Here is an 18,578-nt window from a genome sequence, read left to right as displayed (position 1 = left end):
AGACAGTGCAGAAACGAAAGAAGCCAAGAATGCGACAGAAAGTTTAAAGATGTCTCATTTAGAGCCTATCCAAAGCGGCTTAGAATGGGAGAAAGCACGACAAGAGGAGGGTTTTACTATGGCAAAAATAACCGGAATCCAATGTATTCGCACCCGCAAAAACGGGACTTGGACCATCGTTAAAGTCATGACCGACCAGGATGGATTGTACGGCCTTGGTTCCGCATCCGATGTCTATAATCCGGAGAGCGTTGTGCAAATCATTGAGCAATTGCTAGCGCCTCTATTAATCGGCAAAGAAGCCGCCAATATAGAAGATTTGTGGCAGACGATGTATATGAGCGGGTATTGGAGAAACGGCGCTTTGCTGCATACGGCAATCGGCGGTATTGACATGGCGCTATGGGATATCAAAGGCAAGGAAGCGGGACTTCCCGTCTACCAGCTGCTTGGCGGGGCATGCCGCGCCGCGGTTCCTTGTTATGGCCATGCCGGAGGCAAGGATATTGGCGAGCTCAAAGAGGATGTCCACAAATTCATTGAAGAAGGCTACACCGTTATCCGCGTTCAAATGGGCGGTTACGGGGGAGGCGGCTTCATCGACCGGGATAAAGCCAATCTCCCGCAGCAAGCATGGGGCAATGGCCCGGTATTTGACGAGCAGTCCTATTTGCATGCCATTCCGCATATGTTCGAGCAGCTCCGCAACGAATTCGGCATGGGCGTTCAATTCACCCACGACGTTCATGAGCATCTGTCGCCGGTCAACGCTATACAGCTTGCGAAGCGGGTAGAGCCATACAGCCTCTTCTTCCTCGAAGACGCCATCGCTCCGGAGCAGATTGGCTGGTACCGCCATTTGCGGCAGCAATGCGCGACCCCTCAGGCCGTTGGCGAGTTGTTCGTCAATCCGCAGGAATGGACGCAGCTGATCAAGGAGCAATTGATCGACTTTATCCGCGTGCGGGTATCCAAGGCCGGAGGCATAAGCGCCTGCCGCAAAATCGCGGCATTAGCCGAAGCGTTTGGCGTACGTACGGCTTGGCAGGAGGGCGGGGAGAACGATCCGGTCAACCAGGCGGCGGCCGTGCACCTTGATATGGCGATCTGGAACTTCGGCATACAGGAAGTGAATCACTTCAAACCGGAGGAACAAGACGCCTTCGCAGGACATATCGAGCGCAAGGGCGGTTATCTGTATCCGTCGCAAAAGCCGGGCCTTGGCATTGAACTCGATGAACTAAAGGCGCAGCAGCTGCTGGGAGAAGGCTTTAAGCGATCGGTTTATTTCAATCCTTATCAGTTGGACCGCAAGGCGGACGGTACGCTAGTACGGCCGTAACTTTCAGACAATAGGAGTGTTCCATGACATGAAAACAATTGCAGTAACGGGAGGCAGCGGCAAGCTGGGTTCGGCGCTGATCAAGGAGCTTCAGCAAGAGGGCTATAATGTCACCTCGCTGGATACGCAGCGCTCCAACGAGCTGAGGTGCCGGCAAATCAAAGTAGACCTTAACGATTTCGGGCAAGTCGTCTCCGCGCTTCATGGGGCGGTTGCGGTTATTCATCTGGCTGCTATTCCGGCTCCTCTTGGTTATCCATATCCGTATATATTCTCTAACAACGTTGTCTCCGGTTACAACATTCTTGAAGCAGCTTCGCTTCTTAACATCCGGAAAGTCGTTGTTGGCTCTAGCGAATCCTCTTACGGCTTCGCATGGGCGCCATCCCCGTTCTCGCCGGACTACCTGCCGGTGGACGAGGAGCATCCGCAGCAGCCGCAGGAATGCTATGGCTTATCGAAGATCGTAAACGAGTTGACGGCCGCGATGTTCGACCGCCGTAACGGGATGCAGGTGATCTCGCTCCGTTTCTCCATGATTACGAAGCCGGAGGATTACAAACATCTTGCCATTAGCAAGCCGGAGGCATTCAAAAATATTTTCTGGAGCTACATCGACATCCGCGATGCCGTCAGCGCCTGCATTGCTTCGCTTCAAGTCGACGATAGAGGAGCAGTCTGTCTCAATATTACTAGCAGCGATACGCTAAGCGACCGGCCAACCGCAGAGTTGATCGAACAGTTCTATCCGGATGTCAAAGATCTGCGCGACCCGTTCCCGGAGCGGACGGCCATCGTCAGCAACAAGGAAGCCGAGAGAGTACTCGGCTGGAAGCCGCGGCATTCGTGGGCGGACCAGGCAGCTGAATAACCGAAAATGAATAACCTGCTTTGCGGATCACCTTCTGCAGAACAGGTTATTTTTTATTGGAAACGCTTAAAATTTAGTTGCCTTTTTCATGCAAGCAATCAATGATGGATAGTGTATGAAATAATTGGAAACACCGCATGACACTACTTGTCTTGAGAGGAGTTTCTGCATATGGCCAAAAGCTATAAAGGCGCAAAAACAAGAGAGATCTCATTCCCTCTGGGAGGGATAGGCAGCGGGAGTATTGGTCTTGCTGGCAATGGCAGACTGATAGACTGGGAAATTTTCAATAGGCCAAATAAAAAAAGCTTTAACGGGTTTAGTCATTTTGCCGTTAAAGCGGAGACTCAGGGTCGATTGTTGGATGCCCGAATTCTAAATGGGGACTTGCAGGCACCTTACATGGGAGAGCATATCCGTGGAGGGCCTTGGTACAGCGGTTACGGGTTCGGACCGGAAAGCCAGACCATGGCCGGCATGCCTCATTTTGAAGATACGGAGTTTCAGGGGGAATTTCCAATGGCCGGCATGACGTTTGCCGACCGTTCATTCCCAGGTCGAATGGAGCTGCTCGCGTTTAATCCTTTTATTCCTCTTAACGACCACGATTCTAGTATTCCGGCCGCATTGTTCGAATGGGTGATCGAGAATACTAGCGATTCGTCTATCGATTACACCATTGCTTTGTCCGTTGGCAACCCGATTCCAACGGAGAAGGTGATCCATTGCTATCGCCAATCGGTTAGCGTCAGCGGCCGAACCCTACATAAATTGGGACTCTCCTCTAAGCAATATGAAGATGATCATCCGCAATACGGCGATATCTGCATCGCGACCGATGCGGCCGAAGTCAGCCGTCAGGATTTCTGGTACCGCGGCGGATGGTGTGATGCGCTGGAGATGTATTGGCATGATTTTTCGAGACCCGGGGCCATGAGGAATAGAACCTATGCCGAAGAGATGCCGCCTAGTGATCGACACAAGGACACGGCAACACTTGCCGCGCATGTGAACTTGAAGCCCGGCGAGAAGGGCAAGGTCAGATTTACGATTAGCTGGAACTTCCCGAATATGGTTAATTTCTGGAACCCGCAGAAGTCAGGGTCAAACAGCTGGAAACACTACTACGCAACGTTGTTCGACAATGCGGAAGCTAGCGGAAAGTACGCGCTGGAGCATTGGGACCGGCTGCTTGCCGAAACCAATGCTTTTAAAGAGGCTTTATTCTCTACAACGATTCCTGATGTCGCGAAGGAAGCCGTGTCCGCTAATTTATCCGTGCTTAAGACTGCGACTTGTTTGCGGTTGACGGACGGCTCCTTTTATGGCTTCGAGGGTCTTACGGAAGACACGGGTTCCTGCGAAGGCTCTTGCACGCATGTGTGGAACTATGCCTATGCGCTTCCATTCCTATTCCCGAACTTGGAACGCAGCATGCGCGATCTGGATTTCCGTTATAATAGCCGCCCGGATGGCCAAATGATGTTTCGGCTTATGCTGCCGATTGGCCGGGAACAGCAGAATTTCCATGCTTGCGCTGACGGTCAATTTGGAGGCGTAATTAAAGCGTATCGGGATTGGAAAATTTCCGGAAATACCGAATGGCTGATCGCGAACTGGCCGGCAATCCGGAATTCCATTGAGTATGCCTGGGCCGATACCAACGACGATCAATGGGACCCGCTGAAAAAAGGGGTGCTGGAGGGGAGACAGCACCATACTCTTGATATGGAGCTGTATGGTCCCAATTCCTGGTTGACCGGCTTTTATCTGGCTGCTCTGAAGGCGGGTTCCGAAATGGCCTCCTTTTTAGGAGAGAGGCAAACGGCCGAAACTTATCAATGCGTCTTTAAGAGGGGGAAAGAATGGGCGGACCAGCATCTATTTAACGGTTCTTATTATGGGCAACGCGTGGATTTGTCGGACGATTCGATCCTTCCTCGATTCGGAGAAGATGCCGTACATGGATATTGGAATGAAGAACGCTCCGAAATAAAATATCAAATCGGCGACGGTTGCGTCATTGATCAGGTTATCGCCCAGTGGCATGCCAATTTGTGCGGACTAGGAGAAATATTCGACAAGGAGCAAACCCGCACGGCGCTGCAATCGTTATACCGTCATAACTATAAGTCTAGCATGAGGAACGAAGCCAACACATGGCGCTTATATTCACTGAATGATGAAGCGGGCATTGTCATATGCACTTGGCCGGAGGGAACCGCAAAGCCGTCAATCCCGTTAACCTACAATTCGGAGACGATGACGGGTTTTGAATATCAAGCGGCTTCGCATATGATTCAGGAGGGTTTTGTCGAGGAAGGGTTATCGATCGTAAAGGCCATCCGGGATCGTTACGATGGCGAGAAACGCAATCCTTGGAACGAATTCGAATGCGGCAGCAATTATGCGCGGTCTATGGCAAGCTACTCCTTGCTACATGCGTTCAGCGGGTTTGAATATGATGGAGTCAAGGGCATGATCGGCTTTCGCCCGGTACAAACCATGCAAGAAGAATTCCGGACATTCTGGTCGCTCGACCGCGTCTGGGGTCAATTCGAAATGACGGCGGATCACCTTAGCTTGAAGGTATTAGGCGGCGGGGACGGGCTGAATTTGAACATGTTCAAAACGACATCATCCGTATTGGAAAAAGTAGATTGCGTATCATTCGGCAATAAAGAGGTTTCCTTTGACATTTTAGAGGATACCCTGTATTTCCGGAACGAAATCATCTTGCAGGCAGGGCAAGCCATAATGTTTAAGCTGCTTCGTTAATCAACAGAAAGCCCTGATTGATCAAGCAACATTGATCAACCAGGGCTTTTTCTTATAGGGCTAATCCTTGTAAATCCGGTAATTGCCGCTCAAGGCAAGCAAGCTGAACAAATAGAGGCAGTTATCATAATAACGGCGTTCTCCGGTCCGAAGCGGGGTATCCCAGAACAGCTTCACGAAATACGCGGCGTCCGGACCGTCTGCCGCAAGAGAAGCCATCGCGTTTGTAGCGAGAAGTCCGACCGGATGAAGCGCCGGTTCCTCGAATGGCTTGCCGTCAATGGTGTAGCGGCGGTAATCCGCTACTTCGATTGGCCGGAAAAACCGCTGAATGCGGTTCGACTGCTCCACCTGCCACGAATCTAGCCGGAACCAAGCCCAATCAAGCCCGATATTAGCGGCTGTCCGGTAAGCATCGCTGTAGAAATGCCGGAAGTCGCCATGTCTTTGCACCTCTGCCGGCGTTCCGTCGTAGTTGGCGTATTCCGGCGACAATCCGGTCTCCGGATGGCAGGCCAAATGCAGGTAAGCCCGACTAGCGTCCGCCGCCTCTTTCCAGAACGGTCTATCTTCTTCATCTGCCCATATAGCAAAGAGCTCGTAGAAGTGAGGGAGGTGGTAGGACGGATCGCTAAATAACGATTCCGGCACGAACTTGATCATCTTGTTCGCCCGTTCCCACATCGGACTGCCGCCGTTTCCGTCTTCGCCTTGGTGCAAGCATGCCCGCAATATTCGCTTTGCCTGCTCCGAATAATTGTAAGGCGCGGGACCGTCTCCCCATCTATGCGAAGCGAACAATAATGCCATCGCAAAAAACTCCTCCCCGTCCGGGGCAGGTCCCTGCGATAACCGTGTTCCGTCCGGATTGCAATGCCAAGCAAAATAATCTTTGTACCGTCCTTCGGTATGCTGCATGTAAGTAACCGAGAAATTCCACAGCCGGTCAAAGATCTCCTTATCGTTCATTTGAACGGCCATCATCATGCCGTAGGACATGCCTTCCGACCGAGCGTCGGCATTTCCGGTATCCAGGAAATACCCTTTGTCGTCTCCTAACGGATAATAGATTCGGTTCTCCCCGTCCAGCAGCTCCGACCATGCCGCTTCGAGCTTTTTTTGTATATCTTCCTCGGAATAACCGAGTTCCTTAAATAGATTGCGATAGTTACCTGTATAAAAAGAGCCGGAAGCCGTTGATGTCATATTGGCGATACCCTCCATTACATGTTGGTTTGAGCAAAGTATAGCATGGATGCTCACAGACAAATTAAAGCGTTTCCATCAAAAAGTATAGTTTTGGGGCAAACAAGCTATGAGAAGTTTCTTCACATACCCCGTTGACAGAAGTTGGGGAAGTCCATACAATATAAATAAATCCAGTGGACAAATTAATTATTCGACCTACACATCATGATCCTACACACCTCTATTTTCATCTATGCAACCACACAACCTTCCTATGCACGGCAAACAGCAGCATCCAATCTGCCGCATCAGCAACACTCTTCCAACATGATTCGCAACTCTCATGCATTCATCTCGAGGTTTATTCTTACAGGAGGTGAGGCCAGCCTACAGCCTACAGCCTAGCAAACCGAATATCCCGATTGTCCGGCAAAGCAACGCAAGACAGGTCATGATCTTTTATTCCTATAAGGGGGTTATGAGAAATGAGGAAATCTTTATTTGCTCTTACGGCCAGCGCTCTGCTGCTTGTAACGGCAGCTTGCGGCAACAGCAACAATGAGGCGGGTTCAAGCAACACGGGGGAAAAGCCCGTTCAGGCGAAAACGATTAAGTTCTGGCAGTTCATGGGGACGATGGATGACAGCTCGGATATTAATATCGCGCCAATCATCAAGGAATTCGAGGATTCGCATCCCGGAATCAAAGTCGACGTTCAACAGCTTGCCTGGGACAATGGCCTGGACAAAATCACAACGGCTTTTGGCGCCAACGAGGCGCCGGATGTCGTGGAGCTTGGCAACACATGGGTTACGCAATTTGCCACGCAAGGCGCATTGCTTGACGTAACGGACCGGATCGCGGACGTGAAAGACCAGTACATAGGCTGGGACAGCGTATCGTACGACTCCAAGTATTACGGAGTTCCATGGCTGCTGGGCACCCGTTCCTTATTCTACAACAAGGAGCTGTTCGAGCAAGCGGGGCTTGATCCAAACAACCCTCCAAAAACGTGGGATGAGATGAAGAGCGCCGCCGAGACGATTACATCGAAGACGAAGGCGAAAGGCTTTGGCATTGCGGCGGGCGAAGCGGAGACGCCTTGGACGGAGTTCTCGATCTTCTTATGGAGCAACGGCGGTGATTTCCTGAACGGGGACCATACAGCAAGCGCCCTTAACGATCCGGCTGCCGTTAGCGCGATGGAGTATTACAATGAACTGTCCAAATCATCCCTCGTTGCGCAGGACGCGGTTATTGGGCAAGAGTTCGCTGCGGGCAACGTCGGGATGTTTATCTCGGGAGCTTGGAATCTTCGAAGCCTTCCGCAGAATGCTCCTGATCTGAAATGGGGAGTAGCCGAAATTCCGGCAAGCGCAAGCGGCTCCACGGCTACCTTTGGCGGCGGCGAGATCTTGAGCATCTCCGCCAAGTCCAAATATCCCGATGAGGCTTATCAGCTGGTGCAATTCATGACTTCCAAAGCCAACGCGATGAAAATTACGGAAATTGCGAAGTCCGTATTCCCTCCGTATCCGGGCATGGAGAGCGATCCGTTCTTCGCCGACAAGCCGGAGCTGACCGTATTTGCCAAGCAGCTTGCGAACGCGAAGAACCCGCCAAGTCTTAAAGAATGGCAGCAAATTTCGGAAGCGGTAACGATGGCCGTCGAACAGGTCGTGCTGAACAAAACCGCGCCGGCCGATGCGATGAAGGAAGCCTCCGATAAAGTGAACAGCCTGCTCAAGCCATAACATGAATTTGTCAGGCGGAGAGAGGGCATAGCCTACTCCTCCTCCGCCTGATTCTAATGGAGGAATACGTATGAAGACGGCCAGCCGGATTAAGCTTAGGCGCAATGCGACCGCGTATTTTTTTCTCTCGCCATGGTTATTGTCTTTCCTCGTCTTTGGTTTGTTTCCGATTCTGTTCTCGTTCTACTTAAGCTTTACGGATACGGGGATGCTCGACATGAATCCGGTTTGGCGAGGGCTTGATAATTACATTCATGTCCTGAAGGATAAGGACTTTCTGAAATCGCTTTGGAACACCTTGTATTTCGTCATTGTGACCGTTCCGATTACAACCGTTCTTGCGATGATTCTCGCCGTTGCGGTGAACAGCCGCATTCCGGGAAAAGTTTTGTTTAGGGTCGGATTTTTTATGCCAACCATCACGTCGATCGTTGTTGTCTCCATGATGTTTATGCTGCTGTATGCCCCGTCGGGCATTCTGAACGCGATTTTGGATCTGCTTCATTTGCCGAAAGTTTCCTGGCTGCTGGATGTCCGGACGGCGCTGCCTTCTATTATGGCGATGTCGGTGTGGACGGCGGTTGGCTTTTATATGCTGATGTACGTAGCGGCTTTGCAGTCGATTCCGAAGGAACTGTACGAAGCGGCGACAACGGACGGAGCAGGACTCTGGACGCAATTCCGCATGGTCACTCTTCCGCACTTAAGGCAGATGAGCATTCTTGTTATCGTCATGAATACGATCAATTCCTTGCAGGTGTTCTCGGAGGTTTTCGTTATGACCAAAGGCGGCCCGCTGAATTCCACCAAAACGATCGTGCTCTACATGTACAACATCTCGTTCTCCAATCTGCAGTTAGGCAAAGGTTCGGCTGTTGCGTATTTGTTAATGGTCTTTATTCTGATCGTCACCGTCATTCAAATGGGGTTGCTGCGCATCAATAAGGGGGTAGGCGAATAATGGCTTTGAGAAATAATGTCCGTTCTGCGGTTATATTTGTTCTCCTGCTCTTCCCGCTTGCGCTGATGTTTTTCCCTTATCTCTATATGATCAGCATGTCGCTGAAAGGCGACGGCATGCTTATTAAGACGCTGGGCGATATTATTCCGCACAAGATAACGCTTCAGAATTACGTGGATGTGCTTAGCAGCGGACCGTTCGGAACGTATTTCTTCAATAGTACGCTTGTTGCCGTGCTTGTAGTGGCGGGGAATGTCCTGTTTGGGTCGATGGTCGGCTATGCGTTTGCGAAGATGGATTTCACGGGGAAAAATGTACTGTTCCTTGCCATTCTCGCAACGATGATGATTCCTTTTCAAGTGACGCTGATTCCAATCTTCCTCTTGATGCGGGAGCTCGGCTGGATCGATACGTACGCGGCCTTGATTGTACCTAGTCTGGTGACGCCGATGGGGATCTTCCTTATGCGGCAATATATTTCCACCATTCCGACAGAGCTCATTCAAGCTGCCAAGATTGACGGCTCCACCGAGTTTGGCGTATTCTGGCGCATTATATTTCCTCTCGCGAAACCCGCGCTAGGGGTGATGATTATCGTGCAGTTCCTAAGCTCGTGGAACAACTTTATCAATCCGCTTATTCTGACAAACTCGGAAAAAATGAGGACCCTGCCAATTGGTCTTTCTTTGTATAAAGGGTTTAACGCCATAGATTGGGTGCATCTGATGGCCGCTGCCTGCGTGGCGACATTGCCGGTTGTGGTGATCTTTATCTTGTTTCAGAAATATATTATCGCCGGAATGACCAGCGGCGCGGTGAAGTCCTAGAGAGAAAGGGAGAAATCGATGCGTACTTCTGTTGAACCGAACATAAAGGAGGAATCGGCTGTGCGGCTCGAAGAGAAAATAGCGGCAATGTGCGTGATCGGCGTTCCTTCATTAGAAGCGGGGCAGCCGTTCCGGGAACGCTTGTCCCGTTACCCCTACGGCGGTATCGGCCTATTTCCCCACAATATACAGTCGGAGCGGCAATTGCGGCAACTCGTGGAAGAAGTAGAAGCGCTGGCCGCAGGCGAACAGCTCCCGGTCCCTTATTATCTTTCCATTGATGAAGAAGCGGGCAGCTTGTCCAACTTCAAGAGCTTTTACCCGTTTATCCCGGGCAATGGAGCGGTAGGCGTCGGCGATGATCCGGAAGCGGCCTTCTTGCTTGGCAAGCTGATCGGGAGCCAGCTTTATGAACTTGGCATTCCGATGAACTGGGGACCGGTTCTTGACGTCAATACGAATATCGATAATCCCGTGATTGGAATCCGCTCTTTTGGTTCGGATGCGGAGAAAACGGCGGCTTTTGGCCAGGCTTATATTCGCGGGCTTCATGAAGCGGGAGCTGCGGCAACCGCCAAACATTTTCCCGGCCATGGACAAGTAAGCGGGGATTCCCATTATATGCTACCCGAATGTACGCTAACTGCGGAGGAGCTGCGGCAAGGGCCGCTTGTTCCGTTTGCGGCGGCGATAGAAGCAGGGGTGGACGCGATTATGACCGCCCATCTCGTGTTTCCGAATATCGAGGAAGCAGGCGGGTTGCCCGCGTCTCTTAATCCTTGGTTTGTGACGAAACTTCTGCGGGAGGAAATGCAATTTAATGGCGTTATTTGCACAGACGACGTGGAGATGAAGGCCATCCGGGATCATTATGAGCCGGAAGAGATTGGCGTTCTTGCCGTTCAGGCCGGCAACGACATGGTATTAATGTGCCATACCGCGGATTTCCAGGACCGGGTAGTTGCCGGTATAGTTGCGGCGGTGCAGGATGGCCGAATCCGCATGGAGCAGATAGACGAATCCTACGAGCGGATTAGGCAACTTAGGTGCAAATTTAGTGTCTACCGTTCCGATGCGGTACCTTTCCCGAAGGAAAAATGGAAGGAAGAAGCGAAACGGCTTGCCCGCCGGACGGTTCATGTGCTAGCGGATCCGCAGCAGTTGCTTCCGCTCGATCCTTCCCGGCGTTACTTGCTTCTGCTTCCCGAACAAGTTCGGCTGACGGTTGCGGATACATCCGCGAGCTCCGGAATATCCCTTGCGCCTCTCCTGCAGAGTTACGGGATTACGGTGGATACCTTGCCATGCTCGATTGACCCGGAGTCTAGTGAAATCGGGCAAATATTGGTACAATGTGACTCATACGACTGTATCCTACAGGGTACGATCAATGCCCATCTATTCCACGGGCAACTTCGTTTGGCCGAGCAGCTTGCGGCCGTTAAGCCGCTGCTTCATCTTGTTCTAAGGAACCCTTACGATGCGGAATATCTTCCGCCAACGTCCGGTAAAGTATTGCTTTGTTCCACCTCTCATTACTCATTATTGGCATTTGCAGAAGCAGCCGTAACCAGGAAGTAAGAAGGGATAACTATGCCGTCCATTAAAAAAGGTAATCTACAATTAATGAAAGAGATTAATACCGCGACCATTCTTAACCTGCTGCACCGCGGAGACAAATTATCCCGGGCCGAGATTTCTTCCATTACAAGGCTAAGCGCAACAACCGTATCGGCCCTAGTTGAAGAGCTGATCGCTTCGGATATGGTCGAAGAGGTAGGCGAGCGTCCGATGGTAGGCGCGGGCCGACGCGCAACGGCGCTTCAGATTAAAGCGCGAGGCGGTTACGTCGTGGGGATATTCCTTAGCAATAGCTCGCTTATCTGCGCCGTCTTTAATTTGCATGGGGAGAAAATCGCGGAGTTCAAGACCGGGATGGTCTCCGGCAATGAGGCGATGATGGAGCAGATTGAGAAAGCCTTGGTTAGCTGCTTGGATGATCCAAACGTGAAGGATTGCGGCAGCATGAAGGGGATTGGCATTGCGGCGCCCGGCATCATTGACGAGAAAGGCGAGACGATTCTTTATTCCAGCTATTTGAAGTTAACTAATCTGGCTCTGAGAGACCGTCTGTCTTCCCTTTACCCGGATATTCCCATCCAGATTGTGAACGATTCGAACGCCGCGGCTTTTGCCGAGCAATACAAGGGGATTGGCGAGGACAAGAGTCATCTGCTCTATTTTACGATTAATGAAGGGATTGGCTCCGGTCTTATCCTGAACAAAACGATCTATTCCGGTTATCTTGGCGCATCCGGGGAGATTGGCCATATTCCGGTGGACCCGGACGGGGAAGTATGCGCATGCGGCAGAAGAGGTTGCATCGAGACGGTTATTACGAGTCCGTATATCCTAAAGCGCTGCCAGCAGCTTGCTTTGACCAAGGAGGTTGCGGTGCCGGGAACGTTCGAGGAATTGCTGCGGCGTTATAACGAAGGCGAAGATTGGCTTCAACCCGTCTTCGACAAGGTGCTTCAGGTAACAACGATTATGATTGCGTCCGCGGTCAACTTTATCAGCCCGGAGACGATTGTCATTGAAGGATGGATGAAGGACTCGCCATCGTTTATGAGCATGCTTACCGCCGAGCTTGTCCGATTCCCATTTCCGGTGCCATTCTCGTCCGAACGGATCTGCCCGTCTTCCTATCAGGACGACGGCGCGCTTTACGGAGCGGCAACCCTCATGCTTCAGAAAATATTCAAAGCAACTTCGATTGCTTGATTGGCTATAACCGAACAAAACTCGGCATCTCGCCTGCGGTATAGGAACACCGGAAGCGGGATGCCGAGTTTTTATAGGCTATCGCTTATTCCAAGTTTGCATGATTGCCGTACATGCCCGTACCTTCGAGCTGAAGCGTCTCCATCAGGTTCATGACGATGGTATCGAGCATAATCAGCAGGCTTTGCTCAAACAAGGTGCCCATCGGCTGATTGGAACCTCCGGCCGGATTGTCTTTGGTGACAGCGGGAATCGTTACCGTAAGCGAGGCAACGGTACCTAAGGTCGACGCCGGAACGATCGTCACAACCCCTATCGCAGCACCGATGCTACTTGCTTTCGCAGCCATGCTTACAAGCGTTTTGGTCTCGCCGGAGCCCGAGCCGATCAGCAATAAATCCCTTTCGGTTATGCCGGGCGTGACGGTCTCTCCAACCACGTAAGCGCGGAGCCCCATATGCATCAAGCGCATGGCAAATGCCTTCATCATCAATCCGGAACGTCCCGCCCCGGCCACAAAGATCTGCTCTGCTTGCATGATCTGCTTCGCAAGCTTTTCCATCTCGCCTGGCCGAATGCCTTGGAGCGTCCGTTCCAGTTCCTGAATAATCGACGACGCTTGCGGTAGCGTACTCATCCGCGGTTACCCTTGCTTGATGAGCTGCTGCATTTGAGCCGCAACGGCTTGCTTGTCCCCTGCGCCGGTAATGCCGCCGCCTACGATAACAAGATCCGGCTGAGCGCTGATGACTTCAGGCAGCGTTTGAAGTTTAATGCCGCCGGCAATCGCGGTTTTCGCCTGTTTGACAACGCGTTTAATCGTAGCCAAGTCCTCGAACGAGTTTTTGCCGTCTGCTTGATGGTCATAACCGGAGTGGACGCAAATATAGTCAACGCCAAGATTGTCGATTTCTACAGCTCGCGACGCGATATCCTTCACGTTAATCATGTCGACCATGATCTTTTTGTTTTGCTTGCGTGCCTCGTCAACCGCGCCTTTAATCGTGGAGTCATCCGATACGCCAAGAACGGTAATAATGTCAGCGCCGGCTTCGGAAGCTTTCATTACCTCGTAACCGCCCGCGTCCATGATTTTCAGATCGGCAAGCACTTTGAGCGAAGGGAATTCGTCTTTGATTTCCTTAACGGCGCGAAGGCCTTCATTAATGACAACCGGTGTGCCAATCTCAACAATATCGATATAAGGGGCAACCTCTTTAACGACTTCTTTTGCCTCCGGGATATTAACCAAGTCCAGTGCCAATTGCAGTTCCATAATAAGAATCTCTCCTTTAATTGAAGTGTTTGAAAGCGATGAGTTCATATTAGGGCGATACCGGATTTTACGGAAGTACGCACTTTCAAGTAAGTCGGTATCCTGCAGGAAACTGTAACGCGCAAAAAAACAGACTCCATGCGGAGTCTGCGGGATTTTGTCGTGAAATATCCGATTTAATTTTCTGCTGCTTGCAACGCGACCGGCTCCGAATCCGAGACTCTTCCAAGCACCTCTTCGCCGTAATGTTTGCCCCAGTTGTACATCAGCTTCAGAATCGGGACCAAGCTTTCTCCATGCGGCGTCAGCTTATATTCAACCTTGGGCGGAACAACCGGATAGACGGTCCGTTCAACAAGCTGGTCTTCCTCCAGTTCGCGGAGCTGGTTGGTCAGAATCTTTTGCGTAATATGGGGAATGAGCTTCTGAAGCTCGCTGAACCTTTTTGTGCCGTCGATGCCCAGATGCCAGAGGATAATAAGCTTCCACTTGCCTCCGATCAACGCCAGGGTTAGTTCTTTCTCACAGTTGATCTGATCAATCTCAATTCGGGAACGAATATCTTTCGCCATGTTCGGCACCTCCGCATTTGCTATATTGTGTCCCAATAGATTACAGGATGATAGAGCTTCTGTCTACCGAAGGGGTTCCGGGATCATAAATGAAAAATAGTTGATAAATTAATATAAATAACAAAAAAAGGGTATTTTCAAACGCTTGTCCGTCGATTATATTAAAAGATACTTCAGGCCTTCTCCGTCATGTCTATCCGATCGGTGAGGGCCTTGTCCCGTTTGTTTGGCAACTCATATGTGGAGATGATGACGTGGTCGTTTTCATTTCGATTATTCTTATAATAGCGGGTGTTCTGGGCAGCTTTTTTCCGTCCATAAGCTGGCATATGAAACATGGCTGGGCTTACGACGGCAAAGCTGAACCTAGTGACCAATACATCTTTGTAAGTAGATTTGGTGCTGTGCTTGTACTAGGCTTGGGGGTTTATATTCTTATTACCGGAGATTTGGGAACGCTCAGATCATAGAAGGAGAGGGATTAGTATGAAACGTTTACCAATGAAAAGGCCAACCGACCACTATGATGCGCGTTTATTCAAAATCGACGAACAGCTCTGCGCTTTGCTGGAAGAACGAAGAGAGATGTCGAACCAGAATCCCGGTTATCCCCCATTTAACAGCATTGAAAGCTGGGCGGAACGTTATCGTTTGTACCCGGATTTCTTGAAAACCGTATTTAGCGTATTAATGAACGAAGAAGCTTATCTGCCCGTGGTGGAGCCTTCGGGGTTCCGGAAGTATGTGCCCATCCTCTCGTTTGTCGAGCTGGACAACCAGATCTACACGTTATCGGGCATTAAACAATACGACAATGCGAGTATCGTGAACTTGAGCATACATGGCGATTACAGGGAGCGGGAAGAAGAGCTGTCCCGCAAGCACCTTCATCTCGAGTTGGAGCTCGGAGAAGGTTATGACAGCTATATCGACCAGGGAACAAGTTCCGGCGCTAATGCCGCTTATGCTTTTGTGGTAACGCCGGCTCTCCCCGATGATCTTAGCGGAATGGCGCTCGCCTTCAGAGAATATGAAAGGCCGCTAAGGAAACAGCCAACCGGCAAAGAAATCATATTTAGCGACCTGTGAAAAAAAGGCCCTACCGGTGTTTGCGAATCCCGGCAGGGCCTTTTGCTTATTTCTGCTGTTCCAATGCGTCGATGCCAAGCGCGATGGATCCGCAAAGTCCGGCATTGTCGCCAAGTCCTGGCGGTACGATGTAAGAGTCGATCTCTTCGAGCAGCGATTTATGGGAAGCGTAGCCGTTCAGATTCTTCTGCACTTCCGCGCGAATCATCGGGAACAACTGCTCCTGATGCATAACGCCGCCGCCGAGAATGACTTTCTTCGGAGACAGCAGCAGGATCGCGCTGGAAATCGCTTGTCCGAGGTAGAATGCCTGCATAGGCCAAGCCGGATGATCCTTCGTCAGCTCATCGCCCTTCACGCCCCAGCGTTGTCCAAGCGCAGGACCCGCTGCCATGCCTTCGAGGCAGTCGCCATGATAAGGGCAGAAGCCGGCATACGTATCTTCGGGATGTCTGCGGGTCAATACATGGCCGCCTTCCGGGTGAAGCAGGCCGTGGACAAGCTTGCCTTCCGAGTAGACGCCAACGCCGATTCCGGTGCCTACCGTGTAATAAAGAGCGCTGTTAAGACCTTTGGCAGCACCCCATTTGGCTTCGCCAAACGCGGCCGCGTTAACGTCGGTATCCCAGCCATAAGGGACAGGGAGCTCGCGTTTCATCGTTCCAAGGAAATCAAAGCCGGACCAGCCCGGCTTTGGAGTAGTGGTCACAAATCCGTAAGTGGGGCTGGACGAGTCGATGTCGATAGGTCCAAACGTACCGATCCCAATCGCTTCCACTTGCTTATCGCGGAAGTAGTTCAATACTTCGCGAAGGGTAGATTCCGGAAGCTCCGTTGGCAAGCTGATCCGTTCTTCAATCTCGCCATGTTCATTGCCAATCCCGCATACAAACTTTGTTCCGCCTGCTTCAATAGCTCCAATACGCAAGGTTGTCTCCTCCTAAAATGAATTGCCATACAAAGGTGAAACAATAACCGTTTTGTGGTAATTCATACTTCGTAAGCATACGCCAATGAATTGCCATACAAAGGTGAAACAATGGTTTTGTTATTCGTGAGAGATAATAAATTCAAGCTCGCCGCGGAGCGTAAACGCGCCAAAGCCAAGCGGAAGAATGAAATGGTCGCCTTTTTTCAGCGGATAGCTGCCCGTAGCATTGTCCAATTCGCCCGCACCGTCAAGCACGCTGCAGATCACAAATTGAGCTTGCTCAGGGAAGGAGCTTTCGCCATTTGTGTTCCACTTCTGAACGGTAAAGAAGCTGTTCGATACAAACGTCGTCACCAACGTATCGCCAACCGTTTCGGTAGAGAACGTTGTTTCCGCTCCAACATGAGGAACGGTCGTCACTTCAATGCCTTTGTCCAGATGCAGTTCGCGGGTATTGCCTTTATCGTCCTTCCGGTCGTAATCATAAATCCGGTAGGTCGTGTCCGAGCTTTGTTGGGTTTCAAGCACTTGGATGCCTTTGCCGAGCGCATGAAGCGTACCGCTTGGCACATAGAAGAAGTCGCCCGGTTTCACGGTTACGCGAGTAAGAAGCTTGTCCCACTGGCCAGCGTCAACCATTTGCTTGAATTGTTCTTTTGTAGCCGCATGGTGGCCGTAAATAATTTCAGCTCCAGGCTCGCAGCCTAGAATGTACCAGCATTCGGTTTTGCCAAGCTCGCCGTTCTCGTTCACTTGAGCATAAGCATCGTCGGGATGGACTTGAACGGACAAATCGTCGGAAGCGTCCAGAATTTTGGTCAGCAAAGGAAATTTAGAAGCGTTTGATCCGAACAATTGCGGCTGCTGCTCCCAGAGCTCTCCAAGTTTCAGTCCTTTATATGGTCCGTTATGAACGATGCTTTGACCGTTCGGATGAGCGGACACAGCCCAGCATTCGCCGGTACGGTCGGATGGAATATCGTAATTGAATTGTTCTCTCAGCTGTTTGCCGCCCCAAATGCGTTCTTGAAATACAGGTTCCAGGAAAATCGGTTGATTCGCCAATCTTGATCCCTCCAAGGTTTTAAATAAAACTTTACTAAACTTGACAAAATAAATATTTGTAAAGTAAATTGATTATACCATACCGTTGAAGGAAGTAGAAGAATGCCCCGGCCTAAAAAAATATCCATGCAGACGATCGCGGATAAACTTGGCATTTCCCGTAATGCCGTATCACTCGCGTTAGCGAATAAAAAAGGGATTGGCGAAGAGCTGAAGCAGCTGATCATTCAAACGGCGCTGGAGGTCGGTTACCCTCTGGACGCAGGGCAGTCCTCTGTCCGCGCTCCCATTCTCGTTCTTGTTCCGGAGAGAATTATGAGCCATGAAGACCATGAGCATTTATTGTTTTATCATGATTTGATTTGGGGGCTTGACCGGCAGTTGCAAGAGGAAGGCTACAGCGCGGTTATTATGAGGATCAGCATCGACCAGGAGCGGGAGCTGATTCTTCCCGAGCTGGTTATTCATATGGAGTACCAGGGGATTATTGCGTTTGGCATATTGGAGAAGGACTATATCGTTAAAGTGCAGCAGACGCTTACGAAGCCGATGCTGCTCTTTGACTCCTATTACCGGGAGATCGATGCGCCAGCGGTTACTTCCGCCAATATTGAAGGAGCCTCTGAAGCGGTTCAACTCTTGATAGAAGCGGGTCATCGGAGAATCGGCTGCATAGCGCCGGTTAATTTGACGACCAGCCATGAAGAACGTTGGTTTGGTTATACGAAAGCTATGCTTCAGCATAAACTTCAGCCGGACTTTACCCTATGTCTCCTGGAATCGGAAGGTTTCGGAGAGACGCAAGAGGAGCTTGTTGCTTATTGCGACCGGTTTGCGGAGGGGGAATATCCTTCGGCCGTTTTTTGCGGGAATGACCGGATCGCCTTGCTCTTGATGAAGGAACTGGAGAAGAGGGGCGTGAACGTTCCGGGGGAAGTGTCGGTGATCGGCTTTGACGGCCTTGCCATGTCGGCAGAGTCGAATCCTCCGCTTACTACGATGGCGGTCAATAAAAAAGCACTGTGCACGGCAGCGGTCGAGGTGCTGGGGCAAATGCTCAAGCATCCCGAATATCCTGCTGTCCGCTGCAGCACAGCGCCAGATCTGCGTATGGGCGGTACCATCCAAGCGAATAATTAA

17 protein-coding genes are annotated in these 18,578 nt (G+C 50.9%); 11 read left to right on the top strand and 6 right to left on the bottom strand.

Annotated elements, in window-relative coordinates:
• Positions 1-118 precede the first annotated feature (118 nt).
• The 3 genes from QQK89_RS10420 (at position 119) to QQK89_RS10410 (ending at position 4,991) form a co-directional block, all read left to right on the top strand.
• Positions 119-1,342 carry an enolase C-terminal domain-like protein gene (locus QQK89_RS10420; RefSeq protein WP_284238482.1) on the top strand — a complete coding sequence of 408 codons (1,224 nt, stop codon included), beginning with the start codon at positions 119-121 and terminating at the stop codon, positions 1,340-1,342.
• A gap of 28 nt (positions 1,343-1,370) precedes the next feature.
• The gene (locus QQK89_RS10415) at positions 1,371-2,213 is read left to right on the top strand and encodes an NAD-dependent epimerase/dehydratase family protein (RefSeq protein WP_284238481.1); all 843 of its coding nucleotides are present in this window, start codon (positions 1,371-1,373) and stop codon (positions 2,211-2,213) included.
• Positions 2,214-2,384: 171 nt separating this feature from the next.
• A complete protein-coding gene (locus QQK89_RS10410) occupies positions 2,385-4,991 on the top strand; it encodes a GH116 family glycosyl-hydrolase (protein ID WP_284238480.1) in 2,607 nt (868 codons plus the stop codon).
• Between the two features lie 60 nt (positions 4,992-5,051).
• On the opposite strand, the gene QQK89_RS10405 is transcribed toward QQK89_RS10410, so the two are convergent.
• Entirely contained in the window at positions 5,052-6,197 is a 1,146-nt protein-coding gene (locus tag QQK89_RS10405) for a glycosyl hydrolase family 8 (RefSeq protein WP_284238479.1), read from the bottom strand.
• Between the two features lie 467 nt (positions 6,198-6,664).
• On the opposite strand from QQK89_RS10405, the gene QQK89_RS10400 reads away from it, so the two are divergent.
• The 5 genes from QQK89_RS10400 to QQK89_RS10380 all read left to right on the top strand — a co-directional run bounded on the left by QQK89_RS10400 (position 6,665) and on the right by QQK89_RS10380 (position 12,505).
• Positions 6,665-7,933, top strand: coding sequence for a sugar ABC transporter substrate-binding protein (locus QQK89_RS10400; protein ID WP_284238478.1), 1,269 nt, complete (start codon positions 6,665-6,667; stop codon positions 7,931-7,933).
• Positions 7,934-8,003: 70 nt separating this feature from the next.
• Positions 8,004-8,894 (top strand): carbohydrate ABC transporter permease, encoded by an 891-nt coding sequence (locus QQK89_RS10395; protein ID WP_284238477.1) that lies wholly within the window; start codon positions 8,004-8,006, stop codon positions 8,892-8,894.
• Complete coding sequence (locus tag QQK89_RS10390) at positions 8,894-9,721, top strand: carbohydrate ABC transporter permease (protein ID WP_284238476.1); 828 nt, start codon at positions 8,894-8,896, stop codon at positions 9,719-9,721. The genes QQK89_RS10395 and QQK89_RS10390 overlap by 1 nt, the downstream gene beginning before the upstream one ends.
• Positions 9,722-9,739: 18 nt before the next feature.
• The gene (locus QQK89_RS10385; RefSeq protein ID WP_284238475.1) at positions 9,740-11,302 is read left to right on the top strand and encodes a glycoside hydrolase family 3 protein; all 1,563 of its coding nucleotides are present in this window, start codon (positions 9,740-9,742) and stop codon (positions 11,300-11,302) included.
• Between the two features lie 12 nt (positions 11,303-11,314).
• Positions 11,315-12,505 (top strand): ROK family transcriptional regulator, encoded by a 1,191-nt coding sequence (locus QQK89_RS10380; RefSeq protein ID WP_284238474.1) that lies wholly within the window; start codon positions 11,315-11,317, stop codon positions 12,503-12,505.
• A gap of 85 nt (positions 12,506-12,590) precedes the next feature.
• Here the strand turns inward: QQK89_RS10380 and hxlB are convergent, their stop codons facing one another.
• The 3 genes from hxlB to QQK89_RS10365 form a co-directional block, all read right to left on the bottom strand.
• A complete protein-coding gene (gene hxlB, locus QQK89_RS10375) occupies positions 12,591-13,142 on the bottom strand; it encodes a 6-phospho-3-hexuloisomerase (protein WP_284238473.1) in 552 nt (183 codons plus the stop codon).
• A gap of 6 nt (positions 13,143-13,148) precedes the next feature.
• Complete coding sequence (gene hxlA, locus QQK89_RS10370; RefSeq protein WP_284238472.1) at positions 13,149-13,781, bottom strand: 3-hexulose-6-phosphate synthase; 633 nt, start codon at positions 13,779-13,781, stop codon at positions 13,149-13,151.
• A 176-nt stretch (positions 13,782-13,957) separates the two neighbouring features.
• A complete protein-coding gene (locus QQK89_RS10365; protein ID WP_284238471.1) occupies positions 13,958-14,353 on the bottom strand; it encodes a winged helix-turn-helix transcriptional regulator in 396 nt (131 codons plus the stop codon).
• A 254-nt stretch (positions 14,354-14,607) separates the two neighbouring features.
• Here QQK89_RS10365 and QQK89_RS10360 point away from each other — a divergent pair, with 254 nt between their 5' ends.
• Positions 14,608-14,823, top strand: coding sequence for a DUF6199 family natural product biosynthesis protein (locus tag QQK89_RS10360; protein WP_284238470.1), 216 nt, complete (start codon positions 14,608-14,610; stop codon positions 14,821-14,823).
• A gap of 16 nt (positions 14,824-14,839) precedes the next feature.
• The gene (locus tag QQK89_RS10355; protein ID WP_284238469.1) at positions 14,840-15,442 is read left to right on the top strand and encodes a hypothetical protein; all 603 of its coding nucleotides are present in this window, start codon (positions 14,840-14,842) and stop codon (positions 15,440-15,442) included.
• A 46-nt stretch (positions 15,443-15,488) separates the two neighbouring features.
• On the opposite strand, the gene QQK89_RS10350 is transcribed toward QQK89_RS10355, so the two are convergent.
• Together QQK89_RS10350 and manA are read right to left on the bottom strand one after the other, a co-directional pair.
• Positions 15,489-16,370, bottom strand: a complete 882-nt coding sequence (locus tag QQK89_RS10350) for an ROK family protein (RefSeq protein WP_284238468.1) — start codon at positions 16,368-16,370, stop codon at positions 15,489-15,491.
• 120 nt (positions 16,371-16,490) lie between these two features.
• The gene (gene manA, locus QQK89_RS10345) at positions 16,491-17,438 is read right to left on the bottom strand and encodes a mannose-6-phosphate isomerase, class I (RefSeq protein ID WP_284238467.1); all 948 of its coding nucleotides are present in this window, start codon (positions 17,436-17,438) and stop codon (positions 16,491-16,493) included.
• Between the two features lie 102 nt (positions 17,439-17,540).
• Between manA and QQK89_RS10340 the strand changes: the two genes are divergently transcribed.
• A complete protein-coding gene (locus tag QQK89_RS10340) occupies positions 17,541-18,578 on the top strand; it encodes a substrate-binding domain-containing protein (protein WP_284238466.1) in 1,038 nt (345 codons plus the stop codon).

This window comes from Paenibacillus glycanilyticus (assembly GCF_030161375.1).
Taxonomy (GTDB): Bacteria; Bacillota; Bacilli; order Paenibacillales; family Paenibacillaceae; genus Pristimantibacillus; species Pristimantibacillus glycanilyticus_B.
This window is presented reverse-complemented; position numbering and strand designations above follow the sequence as displayed.

Coding starts and splice junctions, on each gene's coding strand:
- QQK89_RS10380 (WP_284238474.1), top strand. CDS start 11,315: ATGCCGTCCATTAAAAAAGGTAATCTACAATTAATGAAAGAGATTAAT.
- QQK89_RS10410 (WP_284238480.1), top strand. CDS start 2,385: ATGGCCAAAAGCTATAAAGGCGCAAAAACAAGAGAGATCTCATTCCCT.
- QQK89_RS10405 (WP_284238479.1), bottom strand. CDS start 6,197: ATGACATCAACGGCTTCCGGCTCTTTTTATACAGGTAACTATCGCAAT.
- QQK89_RS10390 (WP_284238476.1), top strand. CDS start 8,894: ATGGCTTTGAGAAATAATGTCCGTTCTGCGGTTATATTTGTTCTCCTG.
- QQK89_RS10400 (WP_284238478.1), top strand. CDS start 6,665: ATGAGGAAATCTTTATTTGCTCTTACGGCCAGCGCTCTGCTGCTTGTA.
- QQK89_RS10385 (WP_284238475.1), top strand. CDS start 9,740: ATGCGTACTTCTGTTGAACCGAACATAAAGGAGGAATCGGCTGTGCGG.
- QQK89_RS10365 (WP_284238471.1), bottom strand. CDS start 14,353: ATGGCGAAAGATATTCGTTCCCGAATTGAGATTGATCAGATCAACTGT.
- hxlA (WP_284238472.1), bottom strand. CDS start 13,781: ATGGAACTGCAATTGGCACTGGACTTGGTTAATATCCCGGAGGCAAAA.
- QQK89_RS10415 (WP_284238481.1), top strand. CDS start 1,371: ATGAAAACAATTGCAGTAACGGGAGGCAGCGGCAAGCTGGGTTCGGCG.
- hxlB (WP_284238473.1), bottom strand. CDS start 13,142: ATGAGTACGCTACCGCAAGCGTCGTCGATTATTCAGGAACTGGAACGG.
- QQK89_RS10340 (WP_284238466.1), top strand. CDS start 17,541: ATGCCCCGGCCTAAAAAAATATCCATGCAGACGATCGCGGATAAACTT.
- QQK89_RS10395 (WP_284238477.1), top strand. CDS start 8,004: ATGAAGACGGCCAGCCGGATTAAGCTTAGGCGCAATGCGACCGCGTAT.
- QQK89_RS10355 (WP_284238469.1), top strand. CDS start 14,840: ATGAAACGTTTACCAATGAAAAGGCCAACCGACCACTATGATGCGCGT.
- QQK89_RS10420 (WP_284238482.1), top strand. CDS start 119: ATGGCAAAAATAACCGGAATCCAATGTATTCGCACCCGCAAAAACGGG.